Source organism: Streptomyces sp. AM25, from assembly GCF_058146165.1.
On the sequence record NZ_JBKIWN010000016.1, the window covers coordinates 62,691 to 77,664 of the forward strand.

Sequence of the window (14,974 nt, forward strand, 5' to 3'; positions counted from 1 at the left end):
CCTGATGGGGCGCACCCCGAATCACCCCATCGTGTCCCCCTAACTCCCGCTTTGCGGCCCGTATTTCGGGGGAGATATCGCAATGGTCTGATTCGTCCCGAAGGGGGAGCGCTTCCGTGGATCTCACCCGCACCGCCCGTGTCGCCGCCCGAGCCGTCAGTGCCCGTACCGTGCGTATCGCCGTCGTCGCGACGGCCGTCATACTTCCCGCCGCCGCGCTCGCGGCGACGCCCGCGCACGCGGTGACGGACTGCACGGTCAACGGGGTGCACCGGTCGGGGCGGCTGATCGAGGGGACGCCGGGGGACGACACGATCGTCTGCTCCCGCGTCGAACCCGGCACCGTCGTCGACGCGAAGGGCGGGAACGACACCATCACCGTCACCGGGGAGATGGACGGCGACATCCGCGCCGGCGGCGGCGAGGACAGCATCACCGTCACGCGGTCCGGCCGCATCGGCGAGACCGGGTCCGTCGACGGGCAGGGCGGTGACGACCGCATCGACGTCGACGGGATCGTCGACGGCAGGATCCGCGGCGGCCAGGGCGGCGACACCATCCACCTCACCCGGCACTCCAAGATCACAAGCCATGCCGGCGTCCCCGGTGTCAGGGAGACGGACACGATCGTCGCCGACGCCGGGTGCGACGTCGCGCGGACGGTCCGGGAGGACACCGAGGGGGTGGCCGACGCCGTCAGAGTGGCCTGCATGTCATGACACGCCGCGCAACGCGAAGGGCCGCCGCTCCCGAGCGGGAGAGCGGCGGCCCTTCACACGAACGAACCCCGATCACATGACGCGCACCGCGCCGGTGGGCGGCGAGTAGCTCATGTCGCGCTCGACGACGCCCGAGCTCGGGTTCTGCGCACCGATGAACTTGCCCCCGCCGATGTAGACGGCGACGTGGTACGCGCTGCCCGCGGAGCCCCAGTAGAGGATGTCGCCGGCCTTGAGGTTGTCCAGGCCCACCTGGGTGCCGGCCGTCGACTGGTCCTGGGAGACGCGCGGCAGATCGATGCCGATCTGGTTGTACGCGGCCATGACCAGGCCCGAGCAGTCGTACGAGGAGCCGCCGGTGGCGCCCATGACGTACGCCTTGCCGACCTGGGCCTCCAGGAAGCTGATCAGCGTGGCGCTGCTGCCCGTGGCGGAGGAGGACTCCGACTTCGTGCTCAGCGAGCTGCGGTCCGAGGAGCGCGAGGCACGCGCATCGGCGTCGCGCTGCTCCTGCTCGGCGGCCTTGCGCTCGGCCTCCGCCTTGCGCTCCGCCTCGTCCTTGGCCTTCTTGGCGTCCGCCTTGGCGTGGTCGATCGCGTCTTCCACCTGTGCGCGGACCTGGTAGTCCACAGCGGCCTGCTGCGTGGCGACCGCGCTCTGCGCGATGGAGGCGGAGATCTCGGCGTTGAACGCCGGCATCTCCATGGTGGCCTCGGCGGGCTTCTCGGCTGCGGTGGCGGAACCCGCGCCGGCGACGGCCAGGGTGCTGAGGACGCCACCGGCAACACCCGTGCGGACGACCCACGACTGGGTCGCGGGACGACGGGGCTTCCGGTGGCTGGTTATGTGCGCGTTCGGGGACATGGGACAACGGACTATCAGTCCGCGCAGGTTGAGTTCAAGAAGCGTGACGTGCGCCACAATTGGCGTGTACGCGCCGAGATTTCGGCCTTATTGATCACAGGAGGGTCACGGCGTACAACCCCGCCGCACCCCCGATCGGGCGCCTCAGCACGGCGTTTGGGCTCGCCGGCTGCGCGGCGGCCGTCCTACCACTTTTTCCGGTCCCCCGTCGAGGCTGTCCGAAAAATCCGGCCACCAAACCCCCCGGCGCGTGGCAGAGCTCACGCCCCCACCGCCCCTGCTGGAACTTTGTGCACCGAACGTGAGGGCGAGCGCGGAATGCGACGGAGGGGTGCCGTCGACCCCCTTCGCTCCATCGGGTCGTGCTCCTTTATCAGTTGATGACCCGTGAAGCCAATTTGCTCGCACCGGCCCCTGATTGATAATGGCTCACCCCTGTCACCAGCACCGACGTGGCTGAATGTCACCTGTCGTGATCACTCGCGCGCTTCGTGTGCGTAGCTCACCGCTCATCCGACTTGATGATCGTTCGTCAGGTGGTGAAGATCACAAACACGGTTGCGTACCCCGTGTCGCAGATCACAGACCGGCGGGCATAGGATGCACGCGACCCGGGCTTGTGAACTGCCTCACATGCGGCCGATCTTCGGGCGGCCCAGGGAGGGCGGTGAGCCCGCCGGGTCCGGTCAGCCAGCAGTCAGCGTCGACAGACTGGAAGGAGCGAGGAGCGGTGAACGCGTACGCGCCCATCCTCGTACTGGGAGCCCTCGGTGCCGGCTTCGCGGTCTTCTCCGTGGTCATGGCATCGCTCATCGGGCCCAAGCGGTACAACCGCGCCAAGCTCGAGGCCTATGAATGCGGCATCGAACCGACCCCGCATCCGGCCGGAGGCGGGCGCTTTCCGATCAAGTACTACCTGACGGCGATGCTCTTCATCGTCTTCGACATCGAGATCGTCTTCCTCTACCCCTGGGCCGTCACCTTCGACTCCCTGGGGCTGTTCGGGCTCGTGGAGATGCTCCTCTTCGTGCTCACCGTCTTCGTCGCCTACGCCTATGTATGGCGTCGCGGCGGCCTGGAATGGGACTAGGGGGAGCGCCATGGGAATCGAGGAGAAGCTGCCCAGCGGCTTTCTGCTGACCACCGTCGAACAGGCCGCCGGCTGGGTGCGCAAGGCGTCCGTCTTCCCGGCCACCTTCGGCCTGGCCTGCTGCGCCATCGAGATGATGACGACCGGTGCGGGCCGCTACGACATGGCCCGCTTCGGCATGGAGGTCTTCCGCGGCTCGCCCCGGCAGGCCGACCTGATGATCGTGGCCGGGCGGGTCAGCCAGAAGATGGCGCCCGTGCTGCGGCAGGTCTACGACCAGATGCCCAACCCCAAGTGGGTGATCTCCATGGGCGTCTGCGCCTCCAGCGGCGGCATGTTCAACAACTACGCGATCGTCCAGGGCGTCGACCACATCGTCCCCGTCGACATCTATCTGCCCGGCTGCCCGCCGCGCCCGGAGATGCTGCTCGACGCGATCCTCAAGCTGCACCGGAAGATCCGGAACGAGAAGCTCGGCGCCCACCGCGAGGAGGCCGAGCAGCAGGCGGAGGAGAAGGCGCTGAAGGCCCTGCCGCTCATCGAGATGAAGGGGCTGCTGCAGTGAGCGAGACCCCCGGCGCGAACGGACAGGCCCCCGAGGAGCAGGTCCCGGCCCAGCGCGAGGACTCCGGCGAGGTCATCGGCGTCCGCCGCGGCATGTTCGGCGCCGCCAACGGCGGCGACACCAGCGGCTACGGCGGACTCGTCCGCACCGTCCGCATGCCCGGCCAGGCGGTCCGGCCCTACGGAGGCTGGTTCGACGAGGTGGCCGACGAGCTCGAAGGCGCCCTGGAGGAACAGGGGCTCGTCCCGGAGAACGCCGTCGAGAAGACGGTCGTCGACCGCGGCGAACTCACCTTCCACATCGCCCGCGAGCACCTGCCGCGCGTCGCCCGCACCCTGCGCGACGACCCGGCGCTGCGCTTCGAACTCTGCACGGGCGTCAGCGGCGTGCACTTCCCCGGAGACAAGGGGCGCGAGCTGCACGCCGTCTACCACCTGCGCTCGATCACCCACAACCGGCTGATCCGGCTGGAGGTGGGCGTCCCCGACGCCGATCCGCACCTCCCGTCGCTCGTCGCGGTCTATCCGACGAACGACTGGCACGAGCGCGAGGCCTACGACTTCTTCGGCCTCGTCTTCGACGGCCACCCGGCCCTCACGCGGATCATGATGCCCGACGACTGGCAGGGCTTCCCGCAGCGCAAGGACTACCCCCTCGGCGGCATCCCCGTCGAGTACAAGGGCGCCCAGATCCCGGCTCCGGACCAGCGGAGGTCGTACTCCTGATGTCCACACCGACCAGCCCCCGCGAGACCACCGAGGGCACTGTCTACACGGTCACCGGCGGCGACTGGGACGAGGTCGCCGACGCCGCCCGGAAGAGCGACGACGAGCGCATCGTCGTCAACATGGGTCCCCAGCACCCCTCCACGCACGGAGTGCTCCGGCTGATCCTGGAGATCGACGGCGAGACCGTCACCGAGGCCCGCTGTGGCATCGGCTACCTCCACACCGGCATCGAGAAGAACCTCGAGTACCGGACCTGGACCCAGGGCACCACGTTCGTGACGCGCATGGACTACCTGACGCCGTTCTTCAACGAGGCGGCGTACTGCCTGGGCGTCGAGAAGCTGCTCGGCATCGAGGAGCAGGTGCCCGAACGGGCCTCCGTCATCCGCGTCATGCTCATGGAGCTGAACCGAATCTCCTCGCACCTGGTGGCCATCGCCACCGGCGGCATGGAGCTCGGCGCCACCACGATCATGATCTACGGGTTCCGGGACCGCGAACTCGTCCTCGACGTCTTCGAGCTGATCACCGGCCTGCGGATGAACCACGCCTACGTCCGCCCCGGCGGGCTCGCCCAGGACCTCCCGCCCGGCGCGGTGGACCAGGTGCGCGAGTTCGTGAAGAAGATGCGCCGGAACCTGCCCGAGTACGACAAGCTCGCCACCGGCAACCCCATCTTCAAGGCCCGGCTGCAGGACGTCGGCCACCTCGACCTGGCCGGCTGCATGGCCCTCGGCGTGACCGGGCCCATACTGCGTGCCACGGGCCTGCCGCACGACCTGCGCAGGGCCCAGCCCTACTGCGGCTACGAGAGCTACGACTTCGAGGTCGCCACCGCCGACACCAGCGACGCCTACGGGCGCTTCCTGATCCGCATCGCGGAGATGCACCAGTCGCTGCGGATCGTCGAGCAGTGCCTGGACCGGCTCGCGCCCGGGCCCGTGATGGTCGAGGACAAGAAGATCGCCTGGCCCGCGCAGCTGGCCCTGGGGCCGGACGGGCTCGGCAACTCCCTCGACCACATCAAGAAGATCATGGGCACCTCCATGGAGGCCCTGATCCACCACTTCAAGCTGGTGACCGAGGGCTTCCGGGTCCCGCCGGGCCAGGTGTACGCGGCCGTGGAGTCGCCCAAGGGGGAGCTGGGCGTGCACGTCGTCAGCGACGGCGGCACCCGGCCCCACCGGGTCCACTTCCGCGACCCCTCCTTCACCAATCTCCAGGCCGTGGCGGCCATGTGCGAAGGCGGCCAGGTGGCCGACGTCATCGTGGCCGTGGCGTCCATCGACCCCGTGATGGGAGGCGTCGACCGGTGAGCAGTGACGTGGAGCTGGGCATGCCGCAGTTGCCCGCCCCCGACTACCCGGCCGAGGTGCGGGCCCGGCTGCAGGCCGACGCCGAGGAACTGATCGGCCGCTACCCGGACCGGCGCAGCGCCCTGCTGCCGCTGCTGCACCTGGTGCAGGCCGAGGAGGGGTACGTCACCCGCACCGGCATCCGCTTCTGCGCGGAGCAACTCGGGCTCACCACGGCCGAGGTGACCGCGGTGTCGACCTTCTACACCATGTACCGCCGCAAGCAGGGCGGCGACTACCAGGTCGGGGTCTGCACCAACACCCTGTGCGCGGTGCTGGGCGGCGATGCCATCTTCGGTGCGCTGCAGCAGCACCTGGGCGTGGGCAACGGGGAGACCACCGGGGACGGCAAGGTCACGCTGGAGCACATCGAGTGCAACGCGGCCTGCGACTTCGCGCCCGTGGTGATGGTCAACTGGGAGTTCTTCGACGACCAGACCGTCGAGAGCGCCAAGAAGCTCGTCGACGACCTCCGTGCCGGACGCACCGTCGAGCCCACGCGCGGCGCCCCGCTCTGCACGTACCGCGAGACCGAGCGCATCCTCGCCGGCTTCCCCGACGAACGCCCGGGCGCCGTCGAGGCGAGCGGCGGTGCCGGACCCGCCACGCTGGCCGGCCTGCGGCTGGCCAAGGGCGAGGGCGCCTCGCGCGTCGGCCCCCCGCGCCCCGCACCGTCCGCGCAGACGTCCGAGGAGGGGGAGGGATGACCATGGCACCCGAGTATGGGGGCACCGCCCACGCCGAAGGCAGTGGGGGAGAGACGAGTCCGGAGAAATTGCTCGCGCCCGTGCTGAGCGCCTTCTGGGACGAGCCCCGCTCCTGGACCCTGGAGACCTACCTGCGGCACGAGGGCTACCAGGGCGCGCGCAAGGCCTTCGCCATGCAGCCCGACGAAGTCATCGCGTACGTCAAGGACTCCGGGCTGCGCGGCCGCGGCGGCGCCGGCTTCCCGACCGGGATGAAGTGGCAGTTCATCCCGCAGGGCGACGGCAAGCCGCACTACCTCGTCGTCAACGCCGACGAGTCCGAGCCCGGCACCTGCAAGGACATCCCCCTCCTCTTCGCCAACCCGCACTCCCTCATCGAGGGGATGCTGATCGCCAGTTACGCGATCCGCTGCGACCACGCCTTCATCTACCTGCGCGGCGAGACCGTCCCCGTACTGCGCCGGCTGCACGAGGCCGTGCGCGAGGCCTACGCAGCAGGCTATCTCGGCCGCAACGTCCTCGGCAGCGGACTCGACCTCGACGTCACCGTGCACGCCGGGGCGGGCGCGTACATCTGTGGCGAGGAGACCGCCCTGCTGGACTCCCTCGAAGGCCGCCGCGGCCAGCCCCGGCTCCGGCCCCCCTTCCCGGCGGTCGCCGGCCTGTACGCGTGCCCCACTGTGGTGAACAACGTCGAATCCATCGCTTCGGTTCCGGCGATCCTCAACCGGGGCAAGGAATGGTTCCGTTCGATGGGCAGCGAGAAGTCCCCGGGCTTCACGCTGTACTCGCTGAGCGGCCACGTCGCCAACCCGGGCCAGTACGAGGCCCCGTTGGGCATCACGCTGCGCCAGCTGCTCGGCATGAGCGGCGGGATGCGGCCGGGCCACACGCTCAAGTTCTGGACGCCGGGCGGCTCTTCGACCCCGCTGCTCACCGACCGGCACCTGGACGTGGCGCTGGACTACGAGGCCGTGGGCGCCGCCGGGTCGATGCTGGGCACCAAGGCGCTGCAGTGCTTCGACGAGACGACGTGCGTGGTGCGCGCGGTCACCCGGTGGACGGAGTTCTACGCGCACGAGTCGTGCGGCAAGTGCACGCCCTGCCGTGAAGGCACGTACTGGCTGGTGCAGTTGCTGCGCGACATCGAGGCCGGCAAGGGCCGCATGGCGGACCTCGACAAGCTCGCCGACATCGCGGACAACATCAACGGCAAGTCCTTCTGCGCCCTCGGCGACGGCGCGGCGAGCCCGATCTTCTCCTCGCTGCAGTACTTCCGCGCCGAGTACGAGCAGCACGTCAAGGGCAAGGGCTGCCCCTTCGACCCCGCCAAGTCCACTGTGTGGGCCGACCAGCCGCACCCGGAGGTGCCTGCATGACCGTGACTGAACAGACGCCCAGCGCGCCTCCTGCGGACGATCTGGTGTCCGTCACCATCGACGGGATCGCCCTGTCGGTGCCCAAGGGCACCCTCGTGATCCGTGCGGCGGAGATGATCGGGATCGAGATCCCGCGGTTCTGCGACCATCCGCTGCTGGAGCCGGCCGGTGCCTGCCGGCAGTGCATCGTCGAGGTCGAGGGCCAGCGCAAGCCCATGGCCTCCTGCACGATCACGTGCACGGACGGCATGGTCGTCAAGACGCAACTCACCTCGCCCGTCGCCGAGAAGGCGCAGCGCGGGGTGATGGAGCTGCTGCTCATCAACCACCCGCTCGACTGCCCGGTCTGCGACAAGGGCGGCGAGTGCCCGCTGCAGAACCAGGCGATGACCGCCGGGCAGGCCGACTCCCGCTTCGAGGGCCGCAAGCGGACCTACGAGAAGCCGGTTCCCGTCTCCGCGCAGGTGCTGCTCGACCGGGAGCGGTGCGTGCTGTGCGCGCGCTGCACGCGCTTCTCCAACGAGATCGCGGGCGACCCGATGATCGAGCTGCTGGAGCGCGGGGCGCTGGAGCAGGTCGGCATCGGCGAGGGCGACCCCTTCGAGTCGTACTTCTCCGGCAACACCATCCAGATCTGCCCGGTGGGCGCGCTCACCTCGGCGGCGTACCGGTTCCGCGCGCGGCCGTTCGACCTGGTCTCCTCGCCGTCCGTGTGCGAGCACTGCGCGGGCGGCTGCGCGACGCGTACGGACCACCGGCGCGGCAAGGTGATGCGCAGGCTCGCCTCGCCCGACCCCGAGGTCAACGAGGAGTGGATCTGCGACAAGGGCCGCTTCGCGTTCCGCTACGCGCAGCGGCCGGACCGGCTGGGCACGCCGCTCGTGCGGGACGCCGACGGGGTGCTGCAGACGGCAGGCTGGCCCGAGGCGCTGGAGGCGGCGGCCCGCGGGCTGGCCGCCGCACGCGGCCGGGCGGGGGTGCTGACGGGCGGGCGGCTGACGCTCGAAGACGCCTACGCCTACGCGAAGTTCGCGCGGGTCGTGCTCGACACCAACGACATCGACTTCCGGGCACGGGTGCACAGCGGCGAGGAGGCCGACTTCCTCGCGGCCCGCGTCGCCGGCCGTGGCCGCGACCTGGACGGCAGCGGAGTGACGTACACGGCGCTGGAGAAGGCGCCCGCGGTGCTGCTCGTCGGGCTGGAGGCCGAGGAGGAGGCGCCCGGCGTCTTCCTGCGGCTGCGCAAGGCGTGGCGCAAGCGCGGGCTGCGGGTGTTCGCGCTCGCCACGCACGCCACGCGCGGGCTGGAGAAGGCGGGCGGCACGCTGCTGCCCGCGGCGCCCGGCACCGAGACCGAGTGGCTGCAGGCGCTCGCCGACACGGCGGGCCTGTCGGCCGGACTGGACACGGCGGGCCGCGCGGCCGCCGAGGCGCTGCGCGCCGACGGCGCGGTGATCGCCGTGGGCGAGCGGCTGGCGGGCGTGCCGGGCGCGCTGACCGCGGCCGTCGCCGCCGCCGGGGCGACCGGTGCGGCGCTGGTGTGGATCCCGCGCCGCGCGGGCGAGCGGGGCGCGCTCGAAGCGGGCGCCCTGCCGGGGCTGCTGCCGGGCGGGCGCCCGGCGACGGACCCGCGGGCGCGCGAGGAGACGGCGGCCGCCTGGGGCGTCGCCGAACTGCCGCGCAGCCCCGGGCGGGACACCGGCCAGATCGTCGAGGCCGCGGCCACGGGCGAGCTGGGCGCGCTGGTGGTGGCCGGGCTGGAGCCCGCGGACCTGCCGGACCCGGCGCGGGCGCGGGAGGCGCTGGACGCGGTCGGGTTCCTGGTGAGCCTGGAGCAGCGGCCGGGCGAGGTGACGGAGCGGGCGGACGTGGTGCTGCCGGTCGCGGCCGTGGCCGAGAAGCCCGGCACATATCTCGACTGGGAGGGCAGGGCCCGCCCGTTCGAGGCGGCGGTCCGGCCGGACCAGGCGACGACCCGGCAGCCCATGCCCGACGCGCGCGTGCTGCACATGCTGGCCGCCGCCATGGACGTGGATCTGGCGCTGCCCGATGTCCCGTCCGTCCGGACCGAGTCGGACCGGCTGGGCCGCTGGCGGGGCGAGTGGGCGGCCGGCCCCTCCGAGCCCGCGCGCCCGGTGCCGCGGCCGCAGGCCGGGGAGGCGGTGCTCGCCGGGCACCGGCTGCTGCTCGACCGGGGCCGGCTCCAGGAGGGCGACGACGCGCTGGCCGCCACGCGGCACGCGGCCCTCGCCCGGGTGTCGGCGGCGACGGCGGAGGAGGCCGGGGTCGAGGACGGCGACGTCCTCCGGGTGACCGGCACGGCCGGCTCCGTCCAACTCCCCCTGAAGGTCACCGCGATGCCGGACCGGGTGGTGTGGCTGCCGCTGAACTCCACGGGCGGGGGCGTGGCCTCCGACACCGGCACCCAGCCCGGCGCGGTGGTCCGCATCGGCCCCGCGACGACTCCGGAGGTGCAGTCGTGAACGTCCCGCACACGGTCCTCGCCGCCGAGGACCTGTCCATGTTCGGCTCCGACCCGTGGTGGCTGGTGCTGATCAAGGCCGTGTTCTGTTTCGCGTTCATCATGCTGACCGTGCTGTTCTCGATCGTCTGGGAACGCAAGGTCGTGGCCTGGATGCAGCTGCGCATCGGCCCCAACCGGCACGGCCCGTGGGGCATGCTGCAGTCGCTGGCCGACGGCATCAAGCTGATGCTCAAGGAGGACGTCGTCGTCCGCCGCGCGGACAAGGTCGTCTACGTGCTGGCCCCGATCGTGGCCGCGATCCCCGCGTTCATGGCCATCGCCGTGATCCCCTTCGGGCCCGCGCACGACGAGATCTCGATCCTCGGCCACCGCACCACCATGCAGCTCACCGACCTGCCGATCGCGGTGCTCTACATCCTGGCCGTCGCCTCGGTGGGCATCTACGGGATCGTGCTGGCCGGCTGGTCCTCCGGCTCGACCTATCCGCTGCTCGGCGGGCTGCGCTCCTGCGCACAGATGATCTCCTACGAGATCGCGATGGGCGCGGCCTTCGCCTCGGTCTTCCTCTACTCCGGCTCGATGTCGACGTCCACGATCGTCGAGGCGCAGCACGACCGCTGGTACGTCCTGCTGCTGCCGGTCTCCTTCCTCGTCTACATCGCGACGATGGTCGGCGAGACGAACCGGGCCCCGTTCGACATGCCGGAGTCCGAGGGCGACCTGGTCGGCGGCTTCAACACCGAGTACTCGTCGATCAAGTTCGCGATGTTCATGCTCGCCGAGTACGTCAACATGGTCACGGTCTCGGCGGTGGCGACCACCCTCTTCCTGGGCGGCTGGCAGGCCCCGTACCCGCTCTCCGCGGTGTGGCCGGGGGCGAACCACGGCTGGTGGCCGATGCTGTGGTTCGTCATCAAGGTCCAGGTGCTGCTGTTCTTCTTCATCTGGCTGCGCGGCACGCTGCCGCGGGTGCGCTACGACCAGCTGATGAAGCTGGGCTGGAAGGTGCTCATCCCGGTCTCGGTGGTCTGGCTGATGCTGGTCGCGACCGTGCGGGCGCTGCGGAACGAGAACTACGACTTCCAGGACATCGTGCTCTACGTCGGCGGCGCGGTGCTCGCGGTGCTGCTGCTGTCCTTCCTCGTCGACGTCTTCCGGGACCGGGACGGCGGCGGGAAGCACGCGGGCGGGGTGCCCGCCGGCCAAGTGGGGCCGGAGGCAGGTCCGTTCGATCCGATGGCGGGCGGTTTCCCCGTGCCGCCGCTGCCGGGCCAGGAGGCACCGCCGGTGCCGCGGCGACGGCCGCGCCGGGAGCGGGAGGCAGTTGTCAGTGGCGGGGTGGACACTCTGAGTGACGGAAAGGAGGCGGGGGGCAGTGTCTGAATTCCAGAACCCCGTGGCCGGCTTCGGCGTGACCTTCAAGGCCATGTTCAAGAGGCGGCTCACCGAGCAGTATCCGGAGTACAAGAAGCCGACCGCGCCGCGCTTCCACGGCCGCCACCAGCTCAACCGGCATCCCGACGGCCTGGAGAAGTGCATCGGCTGCGAGCTGTGCGCCTGGGCCTGCCCGGCGGACGCCATCTATGTGGAGGGCGCGGACAACACCGACGAGGAGCGCTACTCCCCGGGCGAGCGGTACGGCCGCGTCTACCAGATCAACTACCTGCGGTGCATCCTGTGCGGCCTGTGCGTCGAGGCGTGCCCGACGCGCGCGCTGACGATGACCAATCAGTACGAACTGGCCGACGAGAGCCGCGAGTCGCTGATCTACACGAAGGAGGAGCTGCTGGCCGGCCTCGAAGAGGGCATGGTCGACAGCCCGCACGCGATCTTCCCCGGCATGACCGAACAGGACTACTACCGGGGGCTGGTGACGGAGGCCGCGCCGGGCACGGTCCGGCAGCCGGCGGTCTCCGAGGGTGAACGTCCCGAGCAGGAAGGGGCGGAGGCATGAGCACCCTCGCGGACGCCGTCTCGGCCACGTCCACCGGCGAGGCCGTGCAGTTCTGGATCCTGGCCGTGATCGCCGTGGCCGGGGCGCTCGGCACGGTGCTGATAAGGAAGGCCGTGCACAGCGCGCTGTGCCTCGCCGGGACGATGATCGTCCTCGCGGTCTTCTACCTGGCCAACGGCGCCTACTTCCTCGGCATCGTGCAGATCGTCGTCTACACCGGCGCGATCATGATGCTGTTCCTCTTCGTCGTCATGCTGGTCGGCGTCACCGCGGCGGACTCCCTGAAGGAGACCATCAAGGGCCAGCGCGTGCTCGCCGGACTGTGCGTCCTGGGCTTCGGCATCCTGCTTGTCGCGGGCATCGCCAACGCCGCGCTGCGCCGGTTCAACGGGCTCGGCCAGGCCAACTCCAGCGGAAACGTCCAGGGGCTGGCGGCGCTGATCTTCACCAAGTACGTCTTCGCCTTCGAGCTCACCGGCGCGCTGCTCATCACCGCGGTCGTCGGCGCGATGGTGCTCACCCACCGCGAGCGCACCGAGCGCGCCGCCACCCAGCGCGAGCTGTCCGAGGCGCGCGTCCGCACGGGCACGCAGGTCCCCCCGCTGCCCGCGCCCGGCGTCTACGCCCGGCACAACGCGGTCGACGTCCCCGGCCTGCTGCCCGACGGCACGCCGTCCGAGCTCACCGTCAACCCGACGCTGCGCGCCCGCGGCCAGGTCCGCGACGTGTCCGGCGAGGCCCTCGCCGAGCTCGCCGCGCTGGAGCAGCGGGCACAGGACCGCCTGGAGAGCGGCCGCAGCGAGGAGAGCGCGCACGGACAGGGAGCCGCCAAGTGAACCCGGTCAACTACCTCTACCTCGCGGCCCTGTTGTTCACCATCGGGGCGGCCGGTGTGCTCATCCGGCGGAACGCGATCGTCGTCTTCATGTGCATCGAGCTGATGCTGAACGCCTGCAACCTGGCGTTCGTCACCTTCTCCCGGATGCACGGCACGCTCGACGGCCAGATCATCGCCTTCTTCACGATGGTCGTGGCGGCCGCCGAGGTCGTCGTCGGTCTCGCGATCATCGTGAGCATCTTCCGCTCCCGCCACTCGGCCTCGGTCGACGACGCCAGCCTGCTGAAGCTGTAAGGGGACGCAGACGTGGAGAACCTCATCGGATTGCTCGTCCTGGCGCCCCTGCTGGGCGCGGGCGTGCTGTTGTGCGGCGGGCGCCGGCTCGATCGCAGCGGGCCGTGGGTGGGCACCGGGCTCGCGGCCCTGTCCTTCGTGCTCGGCCTGTGGCTCTTCGCCGACATGCTGGGCAGGAAGGGCGACAACCGGGCGCTGGACGTCACGGTGTTCAGCTGGGTGCCGGTCGGCGGCTTCCGGGCGGACGTCGGCTTCCACCTCGACCAGCTGTCGATGACCTTCGTCCTGCTGATCACGGGCGTGGGCTCGCTGATCCACCTCTACTCGGTCGGCTACATGGCGCACGACGAGCGGCCGCGGCGCTTCTTCGGGTACCTCAATCTCTTCCTCGCCGCGATGCTGCTGCTCGTCCTCGCCGACAACTACCTCCTGCTGTATGCCGGTTGGGAGGGCGTCGGCCTCGCCTCCTACCTGCTGATCGGCTTCTGGCAGCACAAGCCCAGCGCGGCGACGGCGGCGAAGAAGGCCTTCCTCGTCAACCGCGTCGGCGACATGGGCCTGTCCATTGCGATCATGGTCATGTTCACCACCTTCGGCACCTTCGCCTTCGCCCCGGTCTTCGCCCACGCGGACCAGGCCGGCGAGGGGAAGCTCACGGCGATCGGGCTGCTGCTCCTGCTCGGCGCGTGCGGCAAGTCGGCCCAGGTGCCGCTGCAGTCGTGGCTCGGGGACGCGATGGAGGGCCCGACGCCCGTCTCGGCCCTGATCCACGCGGCCACGATGGTGACGGCCGGGGTGTACCTCATCACCCGGTCCTCCGCGATCTTCAACGGGGCGCCGGACGCGCAGACGGCCGTGGTGACGGTCGGCGCGGTCACGCTCCTCTTCGGTGCGATCGTCGGTTGCGCGAAGGACGACATCAAGAAGGCCCTGGCGGGCTCGACGATGTCCCAGATCGGTTACATGATCCTCGCCGCGGGGCTGGGCCCGATCGGCTACGTCTTCGCGATCATGCACCTGGTCACCCACGGCTTCTTCAAGGCCGGGCTCTTCCTCGGCGCCGGTTCGGTGATGCACGGCATGAACGACGAGGTGGACATGCGCCGTTACGGCGGCCTCCGCTCGTACATGCCGGTGACCTTCTGGACGTTCGGTCTCGGCTATCTCGCCATCATCGGCTTCCCGGGCCTGTCCGGCTTCTTCTCCAAGGACAAGATCATCGAGGCCGCCTTCGCCAAGGGCGGCACCGAGGGCTGGATCCTGGGCGCCGCCGCCCTGCTGGGCGCGGCCATCACCGCGTACTACATGACGCGTGTGATGCTCCTGACCTTCTTCGGCGAGAAGCGGTGGGCCGCTGGCGCGGCCGAAAACGCGAGGGGCGCGAGCTTCGCCGCGCACGAGGGAGCCGGATCGCATGGCGAGTCCGACGCCGTGTCGGACGGCCCGCGCAGTGGCGAGATGCCTCATCCCCACGACCCGCCCAAGACCATGACCGTTCCGATGGTGCTGCTTGCAGCGGGCTCCGTCTTCGCCGGTGGCCTGTTCAGCATCAACAGCGCCTTCCTGAAGTGGCTGGAGCCCGTCACCGGGCACGCGGAGGGCCATTCGCCGGTCGGCGCCGGGCAGGTCACCGCGGCCACCATGGTCGTCCTCGTGGTCGGCGCCGCCGTCGCCTGGCAGCAGTACGGGCGCTCGCCCGTGCCCGTCACGGCGCCGCGCGGCTCGCTGCTCGTCCGGGCGGCCCGGCGCGACCTGCTGCAGGACGACTTCAACCACGTCGTGCTGGTGCGCGGCGGCGAGCACCTCACGCGCAGCCTGGTCTACGTCGACCACAAGCTCGTCGACGGCGTGGTCAACGGCACCGCCGCCTCCATCGGCGGGCTGTCGGGCCGGATGCGCCGGCTGCAGAACGGCTTCGCGCGGTCGTACGCGGTCTCGATGTTCGGCGGTGCGGCAGTACTCATCGCCGCGACCCTGCTGATGAGGGCGGTATAAG

General features: G+C 70.6%; 14 protein-coding genes. 13 read left to right on the top strand and 1 reads right to left on the bottom strand.

What is annotated here, in order from left to right; all coding sequences use genetic code 11:
• Window positions 1-116 precede the first annotated feature (116 nt).
• Complete coding sequence (locus tag ACLHRZ_RS22360) at window positions 117-719, top strand: hypothetical protein (RefSeq protein WP_490420277.1); 603 nt, start codon at window positions 117-119, stop codon at window positions 717-719.
• Window positions 720-791: 72 nt separating this feature from the next.
• On the opposite strand, the gene ACLHRZ_RS22365 is transcribed toward ACLHRZ_RS22360, so the two are convergent.
• Complete coding sequence (locus ACLHRZ_RS22365; RefSeq protein WP_490420278.1) at window positions 792-1,583, bottom strand: C40 family peptidase; 792 nt, start codon at window positions 1,581-1,583, stop codon at window positions 792-794.
• A 730-nt stretch (window positions 1,584-2,313) separates the two neighbouring features.
• On the opposite strand from ACLHRZ_RS22365, the gene ACLHRZ_RS22370 reads away from it, so the two are divergent.
• From ACLHRZ_RS22370 to nuoL, 12 genes are read left to right on the top strand one after another with little or no spacing between them, the layout of a single operon-like run.
• The gene (locus tag ACLHRZ_RS22370; RefSeq protein ID WP_171085587.1) at window positions 2,314-2,673 is read left to right on the top strand and encodes an NADH-quinone oxidoreductase subunit A; all 360 of its coding nucleotides are present in this window, start codon (window positions 2,314-2,316) and stop codon (window positions 2,671-2,673) included.
• A 10-nt stretch (window positions 2,674-2,683) separates the two neighbouring features.
• Window positions 2,684-3,238 carry a NuoB/complex I 20 kDa subunit family protein gene (locus tag ACLHRZ_RS22375; protein ID WP_490420279.1) on the top strand — a complete coding sequence of 185 codons (555 nt, stop codon included), beginning with the start codon at window positions 2,684-2,686 and terminating at the stop codon, window positions 3,236-3,238.
• Complete coding sequence (locus tag ACLHRZ_RS22380; RefSeq protein ID WP_490420280.1) at window positions 3,235-3,963, top strand: NADH-quinone oxidoreductase subunit C; 729 nt, start codon at window positions 3,235-3,237, stop codon at window positions 3,961-3,963. Before ACLHRZ_RS22375 ends, ACLHRZ_RS22380 begins: the two co-directional genes overlap by 4 nt.
• Complete coding sequence (locus ACLHRZ_RS22385; RefSeq protein WP_490420281.1) at window positions 3,963-5,282, top strand: NADH-quinone oxidoreductase subunit D; 1,320 nt, start codon at window positions 3,963-3,965, stop codon at window positions 5,280-5,282. The genes ACLHRZ_RS22380 and ACLHRZ_RS22385 overlap by 1 nt, the downstream gene beginning before the upstream one ends.
• A 20-nt stretch (window positions 5,283-5,302) precedes the next feature.
• Window positions 5,303-6,028: an NADH-quinone oxidoreductase subunit NuoE gene (nuoE, locus tag ACLHRZ_RS22390; RefSeq protein WP_490420410.1), complete on the top strand. Its 726-nt coding sequence runs from the start codon at window positions 5,303-5,305 to the stop codon at window positions 6,026-6,028.
• On the top strand, window positions 6,025-7,407 hold the full coding sequence (gene nuoF, locus ACLHRZ_RS22395; protein WP_490420282.1) for an NADH-quinone oxidoreductase subunit NuoF: 1,383 nt from the start codon (window positions 6,025-6,027) through the stop codon (window positions 7,405-7,407). The genes nuoE and nuoF overlap by 4 nt, the downstream gene beginning before the upstream one ends.
• Window positions 7,404-9,890, top strand: coding sequence for an NADH-quinone oxidoreductase subunit G (locus ACLHRZ_RS22400; protein WP_490420283.1), 2,487 nt, complete (start codon window positions 7,404-7,406; stop codon window positions 9,888-9,890). The genes nuoF and ACLHRZ_RS22400 overlap by 4 nt, the downstream gene beginning before the upstream one ends.
• A gap of 38 nt (window positions 9,891-9,928) precedes the next feature.
• The gene (gene nuoH, locus ACLHRZ_RS22405; RefSeq protein WP_490420411.1) at window positions 9,929-11,275 is read left to right on the top strand and encodes an NADH-quinone oxidoreductase subunit NuoH; all 1,347 of its coding nucleotides are present in this window, start codon (window positions 9,929-9,931) and stop codon (window positions 11,273-11,275) included.
• Window positions 11,268-11,846: an NADH-quinone oxidoreductase subunit NuoI gene (gene nuoI / locus ACLHRZ_RS22410; protein WP_490420284.1), complete on the top strand. Its 579-nt coding sequence runs from the start codon at window positions 11,268-11,270 to the stop codon at window positions 11,844-11,846. The genes nuoH and nuoI overlap by 8 nt, the downstream gene beginning before the upstream one ends.
• A complete protein-coding gene (locus ACLHRZ_RS22415) occupies window positions 11,843-12,682 on the top strand; it encodes an NADH-quinone oxidoreductase subunit J (protein ID WP_490420285.1) in 840 nt (279 codons plus the stop codon). Before nuoI ends, ACLHRZ_RS22415 begins: the two co-directional genes overlap by 4 nt.
• Window positions 12,679-12,978, top strand: a complete 300-nt coding sequence (nuoK, locus tag ACLHRZ_RS22420) for an NADH-quinone oxidoreductase subunit NuoK (RefSeq protein ID WP_336413130.1) — start codon at window positions 12,679-12,681, stop codon at window positions 12,976-12,978. Before ACLHRZ_RS22415 ends, nuoK begins: the two co-directional genes overlap by 4 nt.
• A gap of 12 nt (window positions 12,979-12,990) precedes the next feature.
• Window positions 12,991-14,973, top strand: a complete 1,983-nt coding sequence (gene nuoL, locus ACLHRZ_RS22425; protein ID WP_490420286.1) for an NADH-quinone oxidoreductase subunit L — start codon at window positions 12,991-12,993, stop codon at window positions 14,971-14,973.
• Window position 14,974 lies beyond the last annotated feature (1 nt).

Excerpts from the sequence above, each read along its gene's own strand:
- ACLHRZ_RS22385 (WP_490420281.1), top strand. The coding sequence starts at position 3,963 with ATGTCCACACCGACCAGCCCCCGCGAGACCACCGAGGGCACTGTCTAC.
- ACLHRZ_RS22375 (WP_490420279.1), top strand. The coding sequence starts at position 2,684 with ATGGGAATCGAGGAGAAGCTGCCCAGCGGCTTTCTGCTGACCACCGTC.
- nuoE (WP_490420410.1), top strand. The coding sequence starts at position 5,303 with ATGCCGCAGTTGCCCGCCCCCGACTACCCGGCCGAGGTGCGGGCCCGG.
- nuoF (WP_490420282.1), top strand. The coding sequence starts at position 6,025 with ATGACCATGGCACCCGAGTATGGGGGCACCGCCCACGCCGAAGGCAGT.
- ACLHRZ_RS22365 (WP_490420278.1), bottom strand. The coding sequence starts at position 1,583 with ATGTCCCCGAACGCGCACATAACCAGCCACCGGAAGCCCCGTCGTCCC.
- ACLHRZ_RS22415 (WP_490420285.1), top strand. The coding sequence starts at position 11,843 with ATGAGCACCCTCGCGGACGCCGTCTCGGCCACGTCCACCGGCGAGGCC.
- ACLHRZ_RS22400 (WP_490420283.1), top strand. The coding sequence starts at position 7,404 with ATGACCGTGACTGAACAGACGCCCAGCGCGCCTCCTGCGGACGATCTG.
- nuoH (WP_490420411.1), top strand. The coding sequence starts at position 9,929 with ATGTTCGGCTCCGACCCGTGGTGGCTGGTGCTGATCAAGGCCGTGTTC.